Annotated in this window: 17 protein-coding genes; 7 read left to right on the forward strand and 10 right to left on the reverse strand. The window is 42.8% G+C overall.

Annotation, left to right across the window (positions count from 1 at the left end):
• Window positions 1-349 precede the first annotated feature (349 nt).
• The 3 genes from JMW90_RS07805 to JMW90_RS07815 all read left to right on the forward strand — a co-directional run bounded on the left by JMW90_RS07805 (window position 350) and on the right by JMW90_RS07815 (window position 3,812).
• Window positions 350-502, forward strand: a complete 153-nt coding sequence (locus JMW90_RS07805) for a hypothetical protein (RefSeq protein WP_201562920.1) — start codon at window positions 350-352, stop codon at window positions 500-502.
• A 94-nt stretch (window positions 503-596) separates the two neighbouring features.
• Window positions 597-2,141 (forward strand): M16 family metallopeptidase, encoded by a 1,545-nt coding sequence (locus tag JMW90_RS07810; protein ID WP_201562922.1) that lies wholly within the window; start codon window positions 597-599, stop codon window positions 2,139-2,141.
• A gap of 123 nt (window positions 2,142-2,264) precedes the next feature.
• Complete coding sequence (locus JMW90_RS07815) at window positions 2,265-3,812, forward strand: M16 family metallopeptidase (protein ID WP_201562924.1); 1,548 nt, start codon at window positions 2,265-2,267, stop codon at window positions 3,810-3,812.
• A gap of 218 nt (window positions 3,813-4,030) precedes the next feature.
• On the opposite strand, the gene JMW90_RS07820 is transcribed toward JMW90_RS07815, so the two are convergent.
• Window positions 4,031-5,017, reverse strand: coding sequence for a D-Ala-D-Ala carboxypeptidase family metallohydrolase (locus tag JMW90_RS07820; protein ID WP_201562926.1), 987 nt, complete (start codon window positions 5,015-5,017; stop codon window positions 4,031-4,033).
• A gap of 262 nt (window positions 5,018-5,279) precedes the next feature.
• Between JMW90_RS07820 and rodA the strand changes: the two genes are divergently transcribed.
• Entirely contained in the window at window positions 5,280-6,422 is a 1,143-nt protein-coding gene (gene rodA / locus JMW90_RS07825) for a rod shape-determining protein RodA (RefSeq protein WP_201562928.1), read from the forward strand.
• Between the two features lie 327 nt (window positions 6,423-6,749).
• Here the strand turns inward: rodA and JMW90_RS07830 are convergent, their stop codons facing one another.
• From JMW90_RS07830 to JMW90_RS07840, 3 genes are all read right to left on the reverse strand, one after another.
• On the reverse strand, window positions 6,750-7,496 hold the full coding sequence (locus JMW90_RS07830) for a hypothetical protein (RefSeq protein WP_201562930.1): 747 nt from the start codon (window positions 7,494-7,496) through the stop codon (window positions 6,750-6,752).
• A 101-nt stretch (window positions 7,497-7,597) separates the two neighbouring features.
• Window positions 7,598-8,344, reverse strand: a complete 747-nt coding sequence (locus JMW90_RS07835) for a hypothetical protein (protein WP_201562932.1) — start codon at window positions 8,342-8,344, stop codon at window positions 7,598-7,600.
• A gap of 200 nt (window positions 8,345-8,544) precedes the next feature.
• On the reverse strand, window positions 8,545-9,432 hold the full coding sequence (locus JMW90_RS07840; RefSeq protein ID WP_201562934.1) for a dienelactone hydrolase family protein: 888 nt from the start codon (window positions 9,430-9,432) through the stop codon (window positions 8,545-8,547).
• Window positions 9,433-10,261: 829 nt separating this feature from the next.
• Here JMW90_RS07840 and JMW90_RS07845 point away from each other — a divergent pair.
• From JMW90_RS07845 to JMW90_RS07855, 3 genes are all read left to right on the forward strand, one after another.
• Window positions 10,262-11,425: an iron-containing alcohol dehydrogenase gene (locus JMW90_RS07845; RefSeq protein WP_201562936.1), complete on the forward strand. Its 1,164-nt coding sequence runs from the start codon at window positions 10,262-10,264 to the stop codon at window positions 11,423-11,425.
• Window positions 11,426-11,476: 51 nt separating this feature from the next.
• Entirely contained in the window at window positions 11,477-12,376 is a 900-nt protein-coding gene (locus tag JMW90_RS07850; RefSeq protein WP_201562938.1) for an SMP-30/gluconolactonase/LRE family protein, read from the forward strand.
• Between the two features lie 184 nt (window positions 12,377-12,560).
• The gene (locus tag JMW90_RS07855; protein ID WP_201562940.1) at window positions 12,561-12,974 is read left to right on the forward strand and encodes a PaaI family thioesterase; all 414 of its coding nucleotides are present in this window, start codon (window positions 12,561-12,563) and stop codon (window positions 12,972-12,974) included.
• Between the two features lie 132 nt (window positions 12,975-13,106).
• Here the strand turns inward: JMW90_RS07855 and JMW90_RS07860 are convergent, their stop codons facing one another.
• The 6 genes from JMW90_RS07860 to JMW90_RS07885 all read right to left on the reverse strand — a co-directional run bounded on the left by JMW90_RS07860 (window position 13,107) and on the right by JMW90_RS07885 (window position 19,159).
• The gene (locus JMW90_RS07860) at window positions 13,107-13,931 is read right to left on the reverse strand and encodes a sulfite exporter TauE/SafE family protein (protein ID WP_201562942.1); all 825 of its coding nucleotides are present in this window, start codon (window positions 13,929-13,931) and stop codon (window positions 13,107-13,109) included.
• A 389-nt stretch (window positions 13,932-14,320) separates the two neighbouring features.
• Complete coding sequence (locus JMW90_RS07865; RefSeq protein WP_201563071.1) at window positions 14,321-14,824, reverse strand: flavin reductase; 504 nt, start codon at window positions 14,822-14,824, stop codon at window positions 14,321-14,323.
• A 61-nt stretch (window positions 14,825-14,885) separates the two neighbouring features.
• Window positions 14,886-15,914: a methionine synthase gene (locus tag JMW90_RS07870; RefSeq protein WP_201562944.1), complete on the reverse strand. Its 1,029-nt coding sequence runs from the start codon at window positions 15,912-15,914 to the stop codon at window positions 14,886-14,888.
• A gap of 43 nt (window positions 15,915-15,957) precedes the next feature.
• Window positions 15,958-17,019, reverse strand: a complete 1,062-nt coding sequence (locus tag JMW90_RS07875) for a DUF1852 domain-containing protein (protein WP_201562946.1) — start codon at window positions 17,017-17,019, stop codon at window positions 15,958-15,960.
• Window positions 17,020-17,542: 523 nt separating this feature from the next.
• Window positions 17,543-17,875 carry a hypothetical protein gene (locus tag JMW90_RS07880; RefSeq protein WP_201562948.1) on the reverse strand — a complete coding sequence of 111 codons (333 nt, stop codon included), beginning with the start codon at window positions 17,873-17,875 and terminating at the stop codon, window positions 17,543-17,545.
• Window positions 17,876-18,208: 333 nt separating this feature from the next.
• The gene (locus JMW90_RS07885; RefSeq protein ID WP_201562950.1) at window positions 18,209-19,159 is read right to left on the reverse strand and encodes a response regulator; all 951 of its coding nucleotides are present in this window, start codon (window positions 19,157-19,159) and stop codon (window positions 18,209-18,211) included.
• Window positions 19,160-19,190: the final 31 nt, after the last annotated feature.

The raw sequence follows: 19,190 nt of genomic DNA on the forward strand, positions 1-19,190 counted from the left end.
TAGTCGCCTGCTGCTTCAATCAGCATGCGAACTGCGCGTTCTTTAATCTCAGGAGTGTAATTTCGTGTTTTCATTGTCGTATTCTCTCAGAATATTAGGTCTCCGACAATCACGGGGCGGTTCAAAATGGTAAAAATCATCCAGTGATACAAGAGCGATATTGAACCTCTAACATAAAAAAGAGGATAAATAAGATAGCTCAGCGAGCAAGTTTCGCTTAAGGTTTGGACACAAAAATCTGACCTTTGTGATGCCAAACTTCGCCTACTCTTAGCAAGGCTAATTAAATACCTATTTATGGCCTTTATTTCTATGCTTCTTATTTATTTACTTATATTAGGAATGTCCTATGCTATCTTTATTCAATCATTATAAAAAAATCACCCATATTAGCGCCGCTTTATTGCTAACAACGATTGTGCTATCAGCAACAGGCTGTAGTACCACGCAAGAATTCAAGCCGACTGCTAGTGTCATGGTTGGTGCGCATACCTCTTTATAATCATTTAATTATTATGACCACCATTTAGATATTCACTCCACTATTTATAAGCTGCCAGTCTACAAGTTTCCCTTTTATATAAGTAGAACATACCATGTCACCACCTTTATCGCTAACTGCTCTCTCTCTACGTCTTGCCTGCGCATTAGCCATGGCAACTACCCTTGCCGCTTGTCAAACTACTGCCATTCATTCTAATGCTGTGTCTGCCGTTAAAAGTCCAGTCCCTCAAAGTTCAGTGTCTCAAAATCCTTTAGGTCAAAATAAAGTAGGTCAGAATACAGTTGCTAAAGATGCTAAGCAGTCGACGCTGACCATGGATATGTCCGGTCGCCATGAGTATCAGTTAGCAAATGGTCTAAAAATAATCGTTAAAGAAGACCACCGTGCGCCCGTTGTCATGACTCAGATTTGGTATCGCGTCGGGTCAGCCGATGAGCCACTGGACAAAGGTGGTATCTCTCATGTGCTCGAACATATGATGTTTAAAGGGACTACTGACGTTTCAAGCGCTGACTATGAACGCTTGATTGCCAAATTTGGCGGCGTCAATAACGCCTTTACCAGCTATGATTATACGGGTTATTACGAGCTGTTCCCCGCCAACCGCTTTCCTTTAGCATTAGAGCTTGAAGCGGATCGGATGAAAAACTTGATCTTTGATGAAAAAGAATTTGTCAAAGAGCATCAAGTCGTCATGGAAGAGCGCCGTCAGCGTACCGATGACAATCCACTTGCCAAAGCTTATGAGTCATTTCGTTTGCTCGCCCTGCCAAATAGCCCCAAAGGCGAGTCTGTCATCGGACCTATGAATGAGCTTAAATCGATTACGCTCGCAGACTTAAAAGACTGGTATAAAATATGGTATGCACCAAATAACGCAACCTTGGTTATCGTTGGTGATGTACAGCCGAGCGAAGTCTTAACACAAGTAAAGCGTTACTTCGGTGAGCTGACACCAAGCAAGCTGCCAAAACGCCCTGAAGTGAGTCAAAAAGGCTTTCGTGGTTATCAGCAAGTAGAGTCTGAGCAAGCGGTACAAGTGCCTGTCTTATTGATGGGCTATAACGTACCGAGCCTTACGACAGCAGATGCCAGCAATGAAAAACAAGCCTATGCGCTATCGCTTGCGCAAGACGTCTTAGATGGGGGTTTATCAGCACGCCTTGAGAGTCGATTGGTACGTGAGCAAGGGCTCCTGACTACGGTGGGTACGTCTTATGACCTATTAGATCGCGGCGATGGGCTATTTTTGATACAAGCGACCCCGCGTGAAGGCGTCAGCTTAGCACAAGCACAGCAAGCCATTATCTCTGAAATAGAAAAACTAAAAACCGATCCAATCGCCGCTGATGAAATCGAGCGCGCCAAAACCAATACGGTCACGAGTCTGGTGTACGCGCAAGACAGCATGGAAGGTCAAGCGCGTATGATTGGCTCACTACAATCTATCGGTCTCGATGATAGGTTATTAGCTCAGCTGCCAAGCAAGCTTGATAGCGTGACGATTGCAGATATACGAGCAGCGAGTAAAAAATATTTAGTCAAAGACAATTTGACCGTCATGCATATTATTCCGCCTAAAGAGGCAGTCAAAAACGTAGCTATGCAAAAACGTAGCTATGCAAAAAGTGGCTAAGCAAAAATAAGCTTCATGTAATATCAGATAACTTTGTCAGATAAAGTTATCAAATATCATGACTAAGAATGCCAATGACTAAATACGCCAATGATTAAAGACGCTATTAATAAGAAGAAAGATATGATTCAAAATACTACTTTACGTGCCAAAAAAAAGACCATTTTGGGGTCGTTAATAAAGCCAAAATTCAAGCAGCCTCTATATTTGAGCGTTGGCTTAGTTTTAGGATTGACATCCTTTAACATGACCGCGCAGGCAGATGCTACCACTGGTGAGGATGATCGTACTCAGGCATCTGCGGTCGATGTCAATGCGCCCATTGCTGCTTTGTCTAAGTTAACGAGCCTTGATAATGCCAAGCCTTTAAAAGTTATAGTGCCAAAAATCCAACAGTTTAAGACCAAAACCGGTGTGCCTGTACTGTTTGTACCGACGACGGCATTACCTATTGTCGATATTGACTTGCGTTTCAATGCTGGTAGCGCGCGTGATGGTAGCATCAGCAGTACAGGTTTCGGTATCGCTAATATGACGGCGACCATGCTCGAACAAGGCTCCAAACGTTTGGATGAAAACGAATTTACTCGCGCGGTTGAAACCTTAGGCATCAATCTAGGCAGCAGTGCCTATAAGGATATGTTTACGGTCTCATTACGCAGTCTATCTGACGATAAACATTTATTACCTGCCATCGATTTGATGACCCAAATGCTTACCGAACCAAGCTTTGATGAGCACATTTTAGCCCGTAATAAAGCACGGCTATTGGTCGGTTTGCAGCAGCAAAAACAAGACCCAAACAGCCTTGCCAGCCTTGCTTTTGATAAAGCACTCTATGGTAGCCATCCTTATGCTCACCCTTCTGTTGGTACGCTTGAAACCGTGCCGAGTATCACAAGACAGCAACTGATTGATTTTAAAAACCGCTATTTGGTCGCAGCTAATGCATCCCTTTCCATGACAGGCAACCTCACTTTAGTACAAGCCAAAAAACTGGCTGAAGATATCACCACGGGTTTACCCACGGGTCAAGCAGCACCTATCCTGCCTGAACCAAAACCATTGACAAAATCTCAGCATATTCACATTCCCTTTCCTAGCACTCAAACGACCGTACTGATGGGACAACTGGGCGATAAGCGTGCAACCGATCCGCAAGCGCAGCAAAAGCAAACCAATTTTGCTGTCGGTAATGAAGTGCTTGCAGGTGGCGATTTTAACGCGCGATTGATGACCGAAATCAGACAAAATCTTGGCTATACTTATGGTATTTCAGGCTCGATGAGTCCGATGCTGGCACGCGGACCTTATCAGATAGGTTTTTCGACTCGCAATGACAAGGCTCGTGCTGCCATTGATGCCAGCTTAGTCGTCATAAATGACACGTTAAAAAACGGTATCACCAGTACTGAGATGAAGTTGACCACAGACAATCTAAAAAACAGCTTCCCAATGGGTTTTGCCAGTAACGCTGGTATCAATGGTTTGCTTGGCATGATGAATTTTTATCAGCTACCAACAAGCTATCTCAGCAACTATGTCAATCGCATTGAACAAGTCAAATTATCAGAGGTCAACCAAACCCTGCGTGATACCCTAAAACCTAATGACTTCTTAATTGTGACCGTTGGGCAAGACAATCCATGGAACGAGAAAACCGCTAAATAACCTATATAGTTATAATATCTCAAAAACGCTACAGTGCTGCTGGTATAAATTTTTTGCAGCCTCTGTCTGCATAGGCACAGCAAGCAAGAAAAATTAATATCAGCAGTACTTGATGTATCGATATTACTTTTCCCTGACTATAGTACGTTTCATACTGCTATAAAAAAGCTCAGCCAGTAATATGTACGGGCTGAGCTTTTTTTATCTTAGAATTATCGTCAATAGCGGCAGGCAGAGCTGCTACTGACATGGTTAAAGCCCCATTTACGATAACCATCGGTATCTAAATGTATAGCACCGGTAGAGTATAATCCTAGCCCAAAGTTGTGCGACTGACCCTGATATTGCCAAAACTCACATAGACTGTCTTGCATTCTACTCAGCTGCCATGGGTTACCCTCGTATTCTGGCACCCAAATATCAATGGCGCCTGCCGTTACATGCTTACTGCTACTGGCGCCGCCCGCGCAGTCATTTAGTCCAGGGCTGCGATATGCCGAGCGTATCTCACTGTTTGCTGGCAAAATACCTTGGCTTTTAAGCTGACTATATAGCTGCAATGTCGGTACGATATTTGACCATAGCTCTTGAGGAGGCAGCTGATACGGCTCATAGCCACATTTTTCCCAACTGCGAGCGGTGGTCAGCAGCTGTGATAAAGGCGGTACATTACGAGCGCCGACACGCGCACTTAGATAGCGCTGGTAATTCGCCACTTGACTGGCGCGATAGCTATTACTGTTCAGCCAAGTATTAAAATCCATACTGGTGTAATTATTATAGTTATTATTGTTATTATTGTTATTATTGTTATTATTGTTATTATAGTTGTTATTGCCCGTATTATAAGTGGTGTTGTAGCGTGGTACGCCCACATTGCTATTAACCCGTTTGTTCTCTTCTATCGATAAGCCACCATTGAATTCAAACTCGCGCTGTTTTTGCTGAATGAGTCCCTGCATACTATCGTTACTTGATCCGCTTAAGATAGTCACCCCTGCATTATAAGGCGCTCTTTGAGCAGACGGCGTGATATAGGCATTGGCGCTGCTGTTGTTCACGCTGCTACCCTGACGTACTTGGATACGGCGCTCACTGTTATCACTGATTATAGCGGCATGGCCACTCAGAGTGCTGGCACAAATACAGAGTGCAATAATAGGCTTGTGAATTTGCCCATAAACTTGTTTTTTTGTATTGATCATTGCAACAAACTACCGCTAAAAACGTTTTATCGATACTATCAAATTTTGAGCAAGCAAGCTAAACTATCGTCACCAATTGGCAGCGACTTATTCGTTATTAACACTTATCCTCATTATTTTTATATTGACGTTACTTTATTACCGATAAGTTACTTTATTTGTTATTGTCTTATCGGTTAAGCGCCCTATAATTACCGATTTTCTTAAGTCTTCTGCTAAGTACAACCCTTCTTCCACGTCAACTGCCAGCCACACTTTGCCTATGTCTTCTAATCCGCAATATCGTTTTTCACGACAGAGCCATCATTTCGGTCAAGGTCAGACACCGACCTTTTGGCAACGTAGTCACATTGACCCTTGGTTGACTCTTTTATTACTGACCGTTTGTTGTATTGGGCTGACGATTTTATACAGTGCAGCTGCTCAAGATACGAGCATGGTGCTACGGCAAATGGTCAGCTACGGCGTCGCTTTTACAGTCATGTTTATCATGGCTCAAATACCGCCGAGTATTTATCGTACCTTTACGCCCGTCTTTTATGTATTGGGTTTGATACTATTGGTGTTAGTGGATATTATCGGCGAAGTACGTATGGGCGCGCAGCGCTGGATCAATTTGCCAGGATTTGGTAGTGTCCAGCCCTCAGAGTTTATGAAGCTTGGTATGCCCATGATGTGTGCGTGGTTTTTGTCCAAGCGTGATCTGCCCCCTTCATTATCTAGTATCGGCATTGCCTTAGCGTTGATTGTGGTGCCAGTATTATTAATCGCCAAAGAGCCTGACCTTGGCACTTCATTATTAGTCGCCGCCAGCGGCATCTTTGTGCTATTTTTGGCAGGATTATCGTGGCAACTGATTGCCGGTGCTGTGACTTTGTCTGTCCCGCTTGTCGCCTTTGCTTGGAATTTTTTATTACATGACTATCAGCGTACCCGTGTGCTCACCTTATTCAATCCTGAGGCTGATGTGCAAGGCGCTGGCTGGAATATCATTCAGTCCAAAACTGCTATCGGCTCCGGTGGTCTGACGGGTAAAGGCTATTTAGAGGGCACGCAGTCGCATCTGCATTTCTTACCAGAAGGTCATACCGATTTTATTATCGCCGCTTTCTCTGAGGAGTTTGGTTTGCTTGGCGTCATACTGTTGATGTTTATTTATGCCTGCTTATTGACCCGCGCCTTATATATCGCCTTTTCTCATCCTGATACTTATAGCCGACTATTAGCAGGCGCGATTGCCATGTCGTTTTTTGTGTATGTCTTCGTTAACGTTGGTATGGTCGGTGGTATTTTACCCGTCGTTGGTGTACCTCTGCCTTTTATAAGCTACGGTGGTACTGCCATTGTTACTTTAATGGCAGGTTTTGGCTTACTGATGTCCATTCATACTCACAAATCTAGCTAAATTCTCCCGATATCTCTATTACTTAAGAGACCCTATGTTGAAAGCCTATGGTCTCTTTTTTATAACCTTCAAAAGCTAAACCCGCCTTTTATATCGGAATGGCTATAGTTAGAATATCTCAAAAACGCTACAGTGCTGCTGATATAAATTTTTTGCAGCCTCTGTCGGCTAGCTACAGCAAGCAAGAAAAATGAATATCAGCAGTACTTGATGTATCGATATTACTTTTCCCTGACTATATATCATAAAAAAGGCTACCATATTAATATTGATAGCCTTTTTTATGATTCTTTTTCTATGATTCTTTTTTTATGGTTTTTTGAGTCGTTAAGCCTTTTCAAGTTTAGGACGTGCTTTGTCGATAGCAGTCAATAATGCTTTCTCAAACCCGCCCGCCTCAAACTTGACCAAACTTGAATGCGCGGCACAGAAATTACGAACATCACGCCAGTCATGTGCAAGCTCGGTTGCCCAGTCGCAATATTGCTTGCCGGCATTGGGCTCATTCTTGAGTGCTTTTTTGGTAGTGGGATGCAAGAGCAGCTCAGGTAGGACCGACTGAAGTATTTTTAAAGGCACACTCATAAAGGTATCGTCGACGTGCAAACTTTGGCTGGCAGGGTGGAATGCCAGTAGCGATCCTGCATGAATCATCTCATTGGAGGAGATGTAATGGATGCCTTGCGACAATGAAAACTTGATATCAGAGTAGCGCTGCGCCACCGCTTCACTCTCAACCAAATCGTCCGCCCACTGTATCTCAGGTATTTTTTTGTGGTGACGGCTGCTGCCATAGCAAACCGCTTGTGGAAAGTCTTTTGCCATCTGGGCGCAGTGTACGGTATGAAAAGGATGTAAGTTGAGTATGGCTTCGACGTCTTGACCGTTATTGGTCAATGCCATAACCTTTGCGCGAACATCGCCGGTCAGGCTATAACTGTCCAAAAAGACAAAGCGTCCTGACGCTAATTGTATCAGCGAGCAATGGGTACCAATATTGAGAATACCACCTATGCGAAACGTTCCTCGTATATTCCAAAATCCTGTGCCTAAATTTATTATTTGCTCGGCCATTTTACGGTTCCTTAAATGTTAATTTATAGTGACTGATCACTCAAAAGGCGGTCGTTTTGGTAGCCTTTTTGATAGATTACTCTTTGTGAGTACTTTGAAAATTAAGAGGCTTCAAGCTCAGGGCGTGCTCTATCGATAGCAGACAGTAATGACGCCTCAAACCTACCTTCCTCAAAGGTCACCAAACCAGAATGCGCGGCACAAAAATGATGGACATCGCGCCAGTCATGCGCCAGCTGTGTTACCCAATCGCAATATTGCTTGCCAGCATTGGGCTCGTCTTTAAGTGCTTTTTTGGTTGTCGGATGTAAGCCCAGTTCGGGTAGTACGGCATCAAATAGCTTGGAGGGTGAGATCTCAAAAGTATCATCAACATAGATACTTTTGCTGGCAGGATGGAAAACCAATAAAGAGCTTGCATGAACCGATTCGTCGGGCGAGATATAATAAATGCCTTGCGGTAGCGAAAATGCAAGCTCAGGGTAGCGCTGCGCTACGGCGTCGCTTTCAACCAAATCATCTGCCCATTGCACCTCAGGTACTTGTTTGGGATGACGACTACTGCCATAAAATATCGCTTGGGGAAAATCTTTTGCCACTTGTGCACAGTGTACTGTATGGAAGGGATGGACGTTGAGCACTGCCTCGACATCACGACCCTCATTGGTCAATGCCATAACTTGATCTCGTACATCACCCGTTAGAGTATAACTGTCTAACAGTATAAAACGCCCTGACTGTAGTTTGACCAACGCGCATTGATTGCCGATATCAAGTATGCCGTTTTTGATAAATGAGCCTCGTATACTCCAAAATCCTGCGCCCAAATCATAAATTTTATCTGTCATCTGCGCTATTCCTCAGTAAATAATGTATTCAATGATACTTAAATTCAATGATACTTAAATTGAACGGTACTTAAAACAGATTTAACAATCGTTATACAGCGGTTTAAAATGATATTTTATATTTCCCATAAAAAACGGCAACCTAATTGAGTCGCCGTTTTATTTACTAGAGCTTATCACTGATAATAAAAAAAGGTATTTTATGAGCAGTTGGCGTAATCATAGTCAGAGACACGGTAGATACTACCATAGTTTTCTTTAGCACATAAGAACTGGTTGAAACGTGTGTCACCGTGGATGTAACGTTGCATCCATGCAATACCGGGCTTACCAAGTAGCGCTTCGTTATAACCAGAATTGGCACAAGAATGATTACCATCGTTCACTTCAATCTTCATCTTAGGACCAGAGGCGTTGTTATAAAAAACATCAACATGCTGTCTGGTAGGCGCAATAGTATCCCACTCACACCCAATCATAAAGGCTGGTGTATTCATAGTGCCATAGCTGCCCTCATAATAAGGCGCTTGCGGAATGATGGCACGAACCGCACTACGACTAGTGGCCAGTTTAAGCGCACCGCCACCGCCCATTGACCAGCCAATAGCGCCTAAACGATTGCGATTTACCATACTACCAACCGTGCTATCGCTGATGATATGATCAAGTGCTGCGCTCAGCTGAGTTGCACGACTGTCTGGTTGGTCATAGATAGTTTTGGTGTTGATAGTGATAACGACAAAACCCCAAGAAGCGAGACGCGGGCCCCACCACTTGATGGAATCCTCGTAAGAGACATAACCAGGAACGACCGCGATACCGCCTATAAGGCCACAGCCACCAGCATTGGTTGGGTAGTGAATAGTACCGCCGCCGAAACCATTTGCTGATGAGCGAGAGACGGTTTTAGTACTCACAGAAAAGGGCCCGCTAGCGCCCGTATTTGAAAGTGCAGCGGAATTAATGGCACTATCAGCAATACAGTCCGATGTCGCTGCATTGGCTGACGTTCCAGCTGCAACCGCCATAGAAAAAACCAGAGCGCCTGTGGTCGTAGCGAGGGTCGACAATAAAGTCTTCTTTATCATGATAAACAGTCCTTTGTATGATCATTATGTTGTTATGCTTGTTCTATATAACAGCTCAAATAAGTGCCTCTCCTGAAACACTTGCTTTGAAGTATATCCTAGAAATTAGTTGATATTGGTATTTTTCAGACACCTATTAGTGCACGTTCTCAATTCATCTTGCAATGAACGATAGTACAGACTAAGTAAAATATTGACTTAACGTTGCGAGCCAATTTCTCATATAGTTAATCCACTTTTAAAAGGGTACAGAGCTACTGGGGTTAATGATTCGCCGCCTCTGTCTGCGTAGGCAAAGTAAGCAAGGAAAATTAACCGCATTAGTTGTTTATAACATTTGTACTTCTTTTATTAAGGATCAACTATAGTCTCTGAATCATAGCCTTTATCAGTAATGAAATAATCCGCTTGTCCAATCATTTCACCTGCAACTTGACTAAGGTGCTCATTTTATTATCAATTTTTTTAATAGTGATTATAATTTTAACAATTTAATTGATGTTAAGCCTTAATTAATCAGCGTCCACAAACATCATCACTGGAGATTAAAAACCACTTAACATTCAAAAAACCACTGAAAACTAATAGCTAAAATGATAACCGTTAAATCATTTAATGACGATTATCTAGAAGATATGCTAGTCTGTCATATTATAATGATCGCATGTTATACCGCTTTTTTCTAAGCTAAAAATCCTAATAACATGCAATCTTGCAATGTGAATTAATTGACATTTAAGCAGGAACTTATGGCTAAATAGATGCTTATTTATTCTGTTAGGTTCATGACGCTTGCAAATAACCGCTCATCTATACAGGGAAGAGTAGAATGACAGGGATAGAGTTTTATACTAACGGACACATCGTTAGCGAAGCTGACAGTATGCGCCAGAAGCTAGGAGGTTTAGCAAAACAATACTATGCGACATCTGCCATTATTATTACAGATGCTGGCATCTCTGAGCTCGGCTACGTCGATATCGCACGGGCGTCTTTAGAGAAGGCTGGTATTCATGTTGTTGTCTTCGATAGTGTCGTTGCTGATCCACCTATTGAAGTCGTCGAAGAAGCTATTGGACTTGCCAGAGCGAACCAGTGTGATTTGGTTATCGGTTTGGGCGGTGGCAGCTCTATTGACACCGCAAAAATTGTCGCGCTATATCCCAATGATTTTCAGTCGGTCAATGAGCTTTTAGAGGCAGATATTAGTGGTTTTAAAAAAATGCCGCTGTTTGCGATACCCACCACTGCAGGTACTGGCGCAGAAGCTACCTTCGTATCCGTAATTACAGCCGAAGATGGCAGCAAAAAAGCCATATACACCCCTAAAATCCTACCTGATGTCGCGATTTTAGATGCGACACTTACCCTCAAGCTTCCTCGCCATATTACTGCTGCCACTGCTCTAGATGCGATGGTTCACTGCATCGAAGCTTACACGAGCCGCACCAAAAAGAACCCCATTTCAGATGCGTTGGCTATTAAAGGTTTGCAAATGCTGTGGAGCAACTTTGATAAAGTGCTCAATCATAGCGATGATATTGATGCTCGCGCTGAGATGTTATTGGGTTCAACGCTAGCTGGCATCGCTTTTGTCAATGCTTCCGTAGCCGCTGTACATGGACTCTCCTATCCACTGAGCATCAACTTTCATGTGCCGCATGGGCATGCCAATGCGCTCGTTATGTGTGGCGTATTCACTTTCAACTTGCCTATAGCAACCCCTCTTTATGCAGAACTCGCGCGGGCTGTGATGCCCATCGACACTTATGGCATGACTGATCTAGAGGCTGCTCATCAATTTATCAATCAACTAAAAGACTTCTTAAAGACAAGTGGTCTAAAATATCGCTTAAATGAGCTAGATATAACGGCACAGGATATCCCCGCGTTAGCTGATATAGTCATGAATACTTATGCTCGTCTCATTGCAACCAATCCAATGGACATGTCTTTAGAAGAGGTAAAAACGATATACAAAGAGATACTCTAATAAGCAGCAAATTTCTTAAATAATTTTGTTTATAAATCAAGGAAGATAGTTATGTCAAAATATGAGTTAGAAGTGGTTGTTGATGATTTTCACTACCTAGAAGGACCGCGTTGGTACAAAAACGCTTTATGGTTTGTCGATTTTTATACCAAAGGTGTTTATCGTGTCAATGATGAAGGCGTTGCAGAAAAGATTGTCCATGTAGAACAACAGCCATCTGGTTTGGGTTGGCTTCCTGACGGTCGTATGCTCGTCGTCTCTATGAAAGATCGTAAAGTCTTACGTTTAGAGGACAATGGTGAGCTAGTTATTCATGCGGATATCTGGAATCATTGTGAGGGACATGCTAATGATATGGTCGTTGCGCCTAATGGCAATGCTTATGTTGGGAATTTCGGTTTTGACTTGATGGGCGGGGCTGATCATAAACATACTGGTCTTGTATTGGTGAAACCTGATGGTACCTCTCAGATTGTGGCAGAAGGCTTGGCCTTTCCAAATGGTATGGTCATCTCCGCGGATGAAAAGACATTAATCGTCAATGAGCTATTTGGCAATAAAATCTCACAGTTCGATATTAAAGAAGACGGCACTCTGGGAGAAAAACGTGACTTTGCTAACTTTGGAGATTTAGGAGATGAGCCAAATTTGGGCGCACGGATACAAAATGCTAGCATCTTACCTGATGGTCTCGCCTTAGATAGCGAAGGCGCTGTTTGGATTGCAGATACCCTAAACCAGCGTGCTGTCCGTATTCAAGAAGGTGGTGAAATCTTAGAAACAGTTGATACCGCACCTGATGGTGTTTTTGCGGTTGCTCTTGGCGGACAAGATGGCAAAACATTGTTTATGTGTGCGGCACCTGACTGGGATGAAGCATCGCGTACCGCTGAGACCAAAGGTCGTATGCTATCTACTTCAGTTAAAGTGGGTCATGCTGGTACGCCATAGCTTAAGAATACGCCGCTAAAAACATCTCGTAAATATCAAAAATATATCTATCTACTACCCATTTATAATAAGAAACTAGAATCGATACCAATTTTATCGATTCTAGTTGTGTTAATCGAACCAATGAACTTGAGTGCGAAGAAAAGATAGTTAAAACAAGGATAATTAGACTCTAGGAGTATATATGTCTGCGACTAAAGAAGAGATAGTTGCCTTTATGGCATTAGAATTTCCACAAACCAAATGTAGGGTTGAAGCAGTAGGCGATGATAGTTCGACCTTATCGCATGATATTGGTATAGAAGAGCTGCGTCCTGGTGGTACGGTCTCTGGCCCTGTATTGATGAGCATTGCTGATGTCGCACTTTATGTAGCGATACTTGGTAAGATTGGCATTGTACCGTTGACAGTGACGACGAGCCTTACCATCAATTTTTTGAATAAACCATCCGCAAAAGCACGTATTATTGCTGAGTGTACCTTGCTAAAGGTAGGACGTACGCTCATCGTAGGTGAGGTTTCCTTATACTCAGAAGGCTCTAACGACTTGGTCGCGCATGTTGTTGGCACATATTCCGTACCGCCCAAGCACGACTAAGCTACTGTCTCAACAGTGTTTTCTAGGTTGTCATGCTTTGGATTATTCAGATAATGATAATGCATGTCACTATATACTTTTTGGGTAGCTCAGTTCGCAAGCTTTGCCTCTTAGAGACACCACTATAAATACTTATAGCAGCCCTTTTAACAGGAAATAACATCCCACCACGGTTAACAGTACCGCAAAGCACTTCTTTAATAATTGCGGTGATAATATATGAGCGACTTTCGCGCCTATCTTCGCCGTAAAAAAGCTCATGATGCTAATACCTAAAAAGGCATAAATATGCACAAAACCAATGGTATTGGGCACATTGACCTGCTGCTGCATCCCAAAAATCATAAACCCTAACGCACCGGCAATAGCAATAGGCAGACCACATGCTGCTGAGGTGCCAACGGCTTTTTGCATGACCACACCATAACGAGTTAAATAAGGAACTGTTAAGCTGCCGCCGCCAATACCAAAAATGGCAGAAGCAATACCAATAACCCCGCCTGCTGCTAATTGCTTAGACTTTGAAGGTAGTACTGCATTGTCATTATTGCTGCCACTAGCATTGTTGTCTATTCTCTTTTTGCCATCAGTAAACATCTTATAAGCGACCCACAGCAAAAATACACCAACAATAAGCTGAAGATACAGCCCAGAGATCTGTCCTGCGATTCCTGCCCCTAAAAAGCAGCCAATCGCCAAACCTGGTGCTAGGTTTTTGAAGACAGGCCACATGACGGCACCCTTTTTGTTATGTGCCATCAAAGAGCTAATAGAGGTCACAATAATGGTCGCCAAAGAGGTACCTAGAGCCAGATGCATAATATTGTCAGGACTGTAACCCATTTGGGTAAAGACGATAAATAATAATGGTACGATAATGGTTCCACCGCCCACACCAAAAAGCCCCGCAGCGAATCCTGCAAGAGCACCTATTATTAAAAAAATGATTAATTCCACAGGATAATTACTTCTCGTTTGAATGATTGGTTAAAGGGTTATTTTTGTTAAATGACAATTTATTAAAACACTTATAGTTGATCCACTTTTAAAAGAGTACAGCACTGCAGGGGTTAATTATTCGCAGCCTCTGTTTGCGTAGGCACAGCAAGCAAGAAAAATTAACCCTAGGGCGTGTCCTCAATTCAATAGATAGCCATCTAAATGGGTTAAAAATGGCTAAATTTTGTCAAACATCGTCAAATAGCTCGGTAATATCTCGATATTAACAGCGCTATTTTCCTTGTTTGGCTACAATTTATCTCATTTTTATCTCCATTTTTAAAATGAGGACACGTCCTAGTAGTGATTGATAACATTTGTATTTTTTTATTTAGGACTTATTATGCTTAGGCTATTTCTATTTGACCAACTTGATGATAAGCACGATTAAAATAAACCAAACTTTCATCAGCGCCGCTTTGTTGCTCACCTTTTTTGATGGCGACAACCCGGCATATAAAAACACTGTGCGTACCAACTTCCTGAACATGCTCAATCTCACAATCAAAGCTGATCAGCGCATCCTCTAGAACAGGAGCGCCTGTTGCTAACTCAGACCAAGAACCCTGCTCAAATCGCTCTTCTGAACTCAATCTGGAGGAAAATATATTGGATGTATTTTCATGCTGTGCGCCTAGCACATTGACGCACAAAGTCTTATTGTCAATAAAATGGGCATGTGAGCGAGAGGTCTGATTCATACAGACAAGCAAGGTTGGCGGAGTGTCTGTAACGCTACATACCGCAGATGCCGTAAACCCATGAGCACCAGAGACGCCTTTTGTGGTAACAACATTAACCGCCGTCGTTAGCAAAGACATCGCATTTCTAAAATCGGTTGCTTCAATCATCATTTAACTCCTAAATTTGAGCTCACTACGTACTGCCATGTACTGATACTTACTTGTAAAACTAGGCAGTCAGCTCTTGACGAATGATCTCTGCGCCTGCACTTAACGCGTGTAGCTTGCCTCGTGCCACTTGGCGAGACAAGGGCGCCATGCCGCAGTTAGTCGAAGGATAGAGCTTGTCAGCATCGACAAATTGCAGGGCTTTACGTAGCGTATTGGCTACTTCCTCGGCGGTCTCAATGGTATTGGTTGCCACGTCAATAGCGCCGATCATCACTTTTTTACCGCGGATCAATTCTATCAAATCCATCGGCACATGTGAGTTTTGACATTCTAACGAGACAATATCGATATTAGACTGTTGCAACTTAGGAAAGGCTTGCTCATATTGGCGCCACTCTGAACCCAGTGTCTTTTTCCAATCGGTATTGGCCTTGATGCCGTAGCCGTAACAGATATGCACTGCTGTTTCACATTTTAGACCTTCAATGGCACGCTCTAAAGTGGCGATACCCCAGTCGTTCACATCATCGAAGAACACATTAAACGCCGGTTCATCGAATTGGATGATATCAACGCCAGCCGCTTCTAATTCTCTGGCTTCTTGGTTCAATATTTTAGCAAATTCCCAAGCCAATTTTTCACGGCTTTTATAATGACCATCATAAAGCGTATCAATCATCGTCATCGGACCGGGCAGCGCCCATTTGATGGGTTGATTGGTTTGCGCGCGTAAAAACTTAGCATCGTCAACAAAGACAGGCTTTTGACGGCTGACGGCACCCACGACTGATGGCACACTGGCATCATAGCGATTACGAATACGCACAGTCTCACGCTTCTCGAAATCGACGCCATCAAGATGTTCAATGAAGGTGGTCACAAAATGCTGACGGGTCTGCTCGCCATCGCTAACAATATCAATACCTGCTTGCCGTTGTTCCTGCAATGAGACACGCAAGGCATCTTGTTTGGCTTCAATCAGCTGCTCCCCTTCTAATGCCCAAGGTGACCAAATTTTCTCAGGTTCTGCAAGCCAAGACGGTTTTGGTAAGCTGCCAGCGGTTGAGGTTGGTAATAGTATTTTCATGTGATTCATCTTCTCGTTAATGCATTGTATGTATTTTGGTCGGTTAGGCGGCCTGTTTTTTGACCGCTTTTTCTTTGACCGCTTCTTTTTTAGCAGCATGACTTGCAACATCATAGCTTGCCGCCCACTCATCAAGAATGTCTTTGTATGGCTTAATGAACTGCTCTTCAGTAAACTTGCCTTGTTTCACTGCCATTTGGCTACGCTCGGCGCGGTCATACACAATCTGAGTCAGTGAATAATCTTGGTACTTCAAACTGGGTTGATACACTTCACCTGCCGTAGAATTGGCATTATAAATCTCAGGGCGATAGATCTTTTGGAAGGTTTCCATCGTAGCAATCGCACTGATTAACTCAAGGTCTGTGTAATCACTCAGCAAGTCACCGGCAAAATAAAACGCCAATGGTGCAGCACTGTTTGCAGGCATAAAATAGCGAACGGTTAAGCCCATTTTAGAAAAGTACTCATCAGTCAACGACCCTTTGTTCAAAGAGCAGCCGTCTTGTCTATATTCAACCCCTAATACCGGATGCTGATTGGTCGTACGCTGATAGGTCTTATTGCTTGACACACTGAGGCAAATCACCGGTTTTTTAGTAAAGTTGGCTTGGTAGACCTCTGAATTTAACAGGTAATGAAACAGCTTGCCATGTAAATCACCAAAATCCTCTGGCGGTGGAGATTCCGGCGATGTTAAGGGATTATCGAAATGTTCTGGCAGTACGACGCTAAAGTCATAATCGCGCACATAAGACGAGAAACTGTTGCCGATCATACCGTCGATACGGGTGTTGTCTTTATGGTCGATAATCGTTGTTTGCAGCATCTCGATGATAGGGAAACTGTCACCCTTGCCTGCAATATCCATGTCGACAGAAATGATATCAACGTCAACAGAATAGCGGTCTGCTGTTGGATTATCCCAATGTGCCAAGGCATTGAAACGATTATTGATCATTCTCAACGTTTTGTGCAAGTTCTCTTGACGATGCTCGCCGCGTGCCAAATTTGCAAAGTTAGTGGTCAGACGTGTACTGTCTGCAGGATGATAGTTCTCATCAAAACGTATGCGCTTAATTGAACAGCTAAATTCTTTATTCATGGTGATCCGCTACCCTAATCTCATTATCTGAGATAAAATCAAATTTGTGTATGAGATAAATCATACCTCAATCAAACCATGAATAAAAACGATGTAATTTAATTTTATAATGAATAAAATTCATGTTGATAAGCTTATGGTATTCAAAAAAGATAGGATAGCGGAAATTTTGACGACGTACTTAATAGAAAAATTAAGGTTATGAAAAATTTTAAGATTAGGGATTAAAGCTGCTTAGGACGTAACTTGGTATATGCACTCAGTAAACCCTCTGTATGTCACCTCTAATCCATTCATCTATTCATCCATGCTTCTTATCATTATCGCCTCAACATAAAAAAACGAAAGCACCGGAGAGTTACTTTCGTTTAGGACTTGCTTAGCTATACTTAGTGACAACTCATGCAGTATAGAAAATATAACACTACAGTGCGGCGTGGCTTAAGTCATATCATAACACCTAGACAAACACGCTCTTCCTTGCTTTATTTTTTTATAGTTTATTAACTTGGTTAACATACCACTACATCATCTCCTTATTGATACAATCATCCTTATGCAGTGCGTTATAGAGCTTCGTCTCTGCAACTTTTATCAATGCCTCACGCTTAGCATAATCGTAACTTTGGGTAGCATTGGCATCAAATAATCGCTCTTGATTGTTCTCTTCTTGCCACCCAATAATACTCTGCAAAAGCTGGGCACAATAAGCTTCGTGCGCCTCATCAAACAAGGGCGTATCAGCGTTAGGTGCACTACCAATATCATCTGCGACCGTAGTGATTGCTAACATCATGATGGCGTCAAAACTTTGCTGACTGACTTGTATATCACTTTGCTTTTTTGTGGCGAACATTATCTTTCCCGCTGTTTTGTACTTAAGAATTTATAACTCGCTATACTAGATCTCTGATGTGACAAACTAATGACATCATCACAATTACTTGTAACTAATGACAACTTTCAACTGAACCGCTTATTGCCTGAGACTCAACAGGGACGCGCAGCATGACCGCCATACTGATGAATAAGACGGCATCAAGCTGACCGCTAAGGCGCTGCAAATGGCGTATCACACCAGACTGAAAGCATTGGCATGCTGTTTCATTCTAATCAATAAACCCATCACACCAGTCAGACATTCGCTGAAGCTAGGAGTGCCATCATTGATTATGTCTGAGGCTATATTCTATCTAATAATGCGCCAACTTCTGAACTTGGCAAAGAAACCCTTGAGTCTCTCAGAAAAATTCAGAGCCTCCGATTCTGTCACCTCTTCGACATGATGGCGAGCCGCCAGTATCGGCTGTTCTACCAATCTTTCGTGATGAGCAAAAGCACGATCAAGACTGATACTCATGATAGAGAAGTTGGTCGGGCGTGGCAGACAGCGATATACTTGACCTTTATTAATTAAATCAATGACCATATAGGCATCTTTGAATTCAGTCAACATCAGAACCATCAGATCTGGCTGGATATTTTTCAAAGCATAAACGATGGGTGTAATATTTTCTTTATTGAGCGTCGAATCCGTAATCGTGACGCCAAAGCGTTTTTTTTGTAATAACTTTGCAGCCTGTTCGAGATTATTGGCCCAACTCACGGTATAAGCACCCTTAAAGTGACTTTTTATTTGCTGATAGACGCTCTCGTCATCATCTAATACCAATATATTGCGATTGCTACCAGTGCTGCTACCAGTGCTGCTACCAGTGCTGCGTTGAGTGTCATCACCTTGTATCGTGTTGTGGGTAATTTCTTGCGTTTGCTGAGCAATTTCTGTGGCTTTATTTATGATTTTTTTAAGCTCATCATTTTGCCACGGCTTAGTGATATAACGATAAATTTCGCCCTCATTCACAGAGTCTATCACTGCATTCAGATCAGCATAACCGGTCAGCAAAATACGCAGCGTATTTGGTGAAGCCGCTTTGATGTCACGCAACACCTCCGTACCTTGCTTATCTGGCATGCGTTGGTCGCTGATGACCACTTGTACATCATTCGTACTGACATATTCCATCAGCTCAGCGGCATCGGTAGTAATGAATACGTCATGTGACTGGCGAAAATGCATTTTTAAGCTGCGTAAAATGCGCGGCTCATCATCAATAAAAGCGATTTTTGGTTTTTGCATGACGTTCTCTTTAAATAAGTGGTTGGAAGTC

This window comes from Psychrobacter glacincola, assembly GCF_904846215.1.
GTDB lineage: Bacteria > Pseudomonadota > Gammaproteobacteria > Pseudomonadales > Moraxellaceae > Psychrobacter > Psychrobacter glacincola.

Excerpts from the sequence above, each read along its gene's own strand:
- JMW90_RS07805 (WP_201562920.1), top strand. The coding sequence starts at position 350 with ATGCTATCTTTATTCAATCATTATAAAAAAATCACCCATATTAGCGCC.
- JMW90_RS07810 (WP_201562922.1), top strand. The coding sequence starts at position 597 with ATGTCACCACCTTTATCGCTAACTGCTCTCTCTCTACGTCTTGCCTGC.
- JMW90_RS07815 (WP_201562924.1), top strand. The coding sequence starts at position 2,265 with ATGATTCAAAATACTACTTTACGTGCCAAAAAAAAGACCATTTTGGGG.
- JMW90_RS07820 (WP_201562926.1), bottom strand. The coding sequence starts at position 5,017 with ATGATCAATACAAAAAAACAAGTTTATGGGCAAATTCACAAGCCTATT.
- rodA (WP_201562928.1), top strand. The coding sequence starts at position 5,280 with ATGTCTTCTAATCCGCAATATCGTTTTTCACGACAGAGCCATCATTTC.
- JMW90_RS07830 (WP_201562930.1), bottom strand. The coding sequence starts at position 7,496 with ATGGCCGAGCAAATAATAAATTTAGGCACAGGATTTTGGAATATACGA.
- JMW90_RS07835 (WP_201562932.1), bottom strand. The coding sequence starts at position 8,344 with ATGACAGATAAAATTTATGATTTGGGCGCAGGATTTTGGAGTATACGA.
- JMW90_RS07840 (WP_201562934.1), bottom strand. The coding sequence starts at position 9,432 with ATGATAAAGAAGACTTTATTGTCGACCCTCGCTACGACCACAGGCGCT.
- JMW90_RS07845 (WP_201562936.1), top strand. The coding sequence starts at position 10,262 with ATGACAGGGATAGAGTTTTATACTAACGGACACATCGTTAGCGAAGCT.
- JMW90_RS07850 (WP_201562938.1), top strand. The coding sequence starts at position 11,477 with ATGTCAAAATATGAGTTAGAAGTGGTTGTTGATGATTTTCACTACCTA.
- JMW90_RS07855 (WP_201562940.1), top strand. The coding sequence starts at position 12,561 with ATGTCTGCGACTAAAGAAGAGATAGTTGCCTTTATGGCATTAGAATTT.
- JMW90_RS07865 (WP_201563071.1), bottom strand. The coding sequence starts at position 14,824 with ATGATTGAAGCAACCGATTTTAGAAATGCGATGTCTTTGCTAACGACG.
- JMW90_RS07870 (WP_201562944.1), bottom strand. The coding sequence starts at position 15,914 with ATGAAAATACTATTACCAACCTCAACCGCTGGCAGCTTACCAAAACCG.
- JMW90_RS07875 (WP_201562946.1), bottom strand. The coding sequence starts at position 17,019 with ATGAATAAAGAATTTAGCTGTTCAATTAAGCGCATACGTTTTGATGAG.
- JMW90_RS07880 (WP_201562948.1), bottom strand. The coding sequence starts at position 17,875 with ATGTTCGCCACAAAAAAGCAAAGTGATATACAAGTCAGTCAGCAAAGT.
- JMW90_RS07885 (WP_201562950.1), bottom strand. The coding sequence starts at position 19,159 with ATGCAAAAACCAAAAATCGCTTTTATTGATGATGAGCCGCGCATTTTA.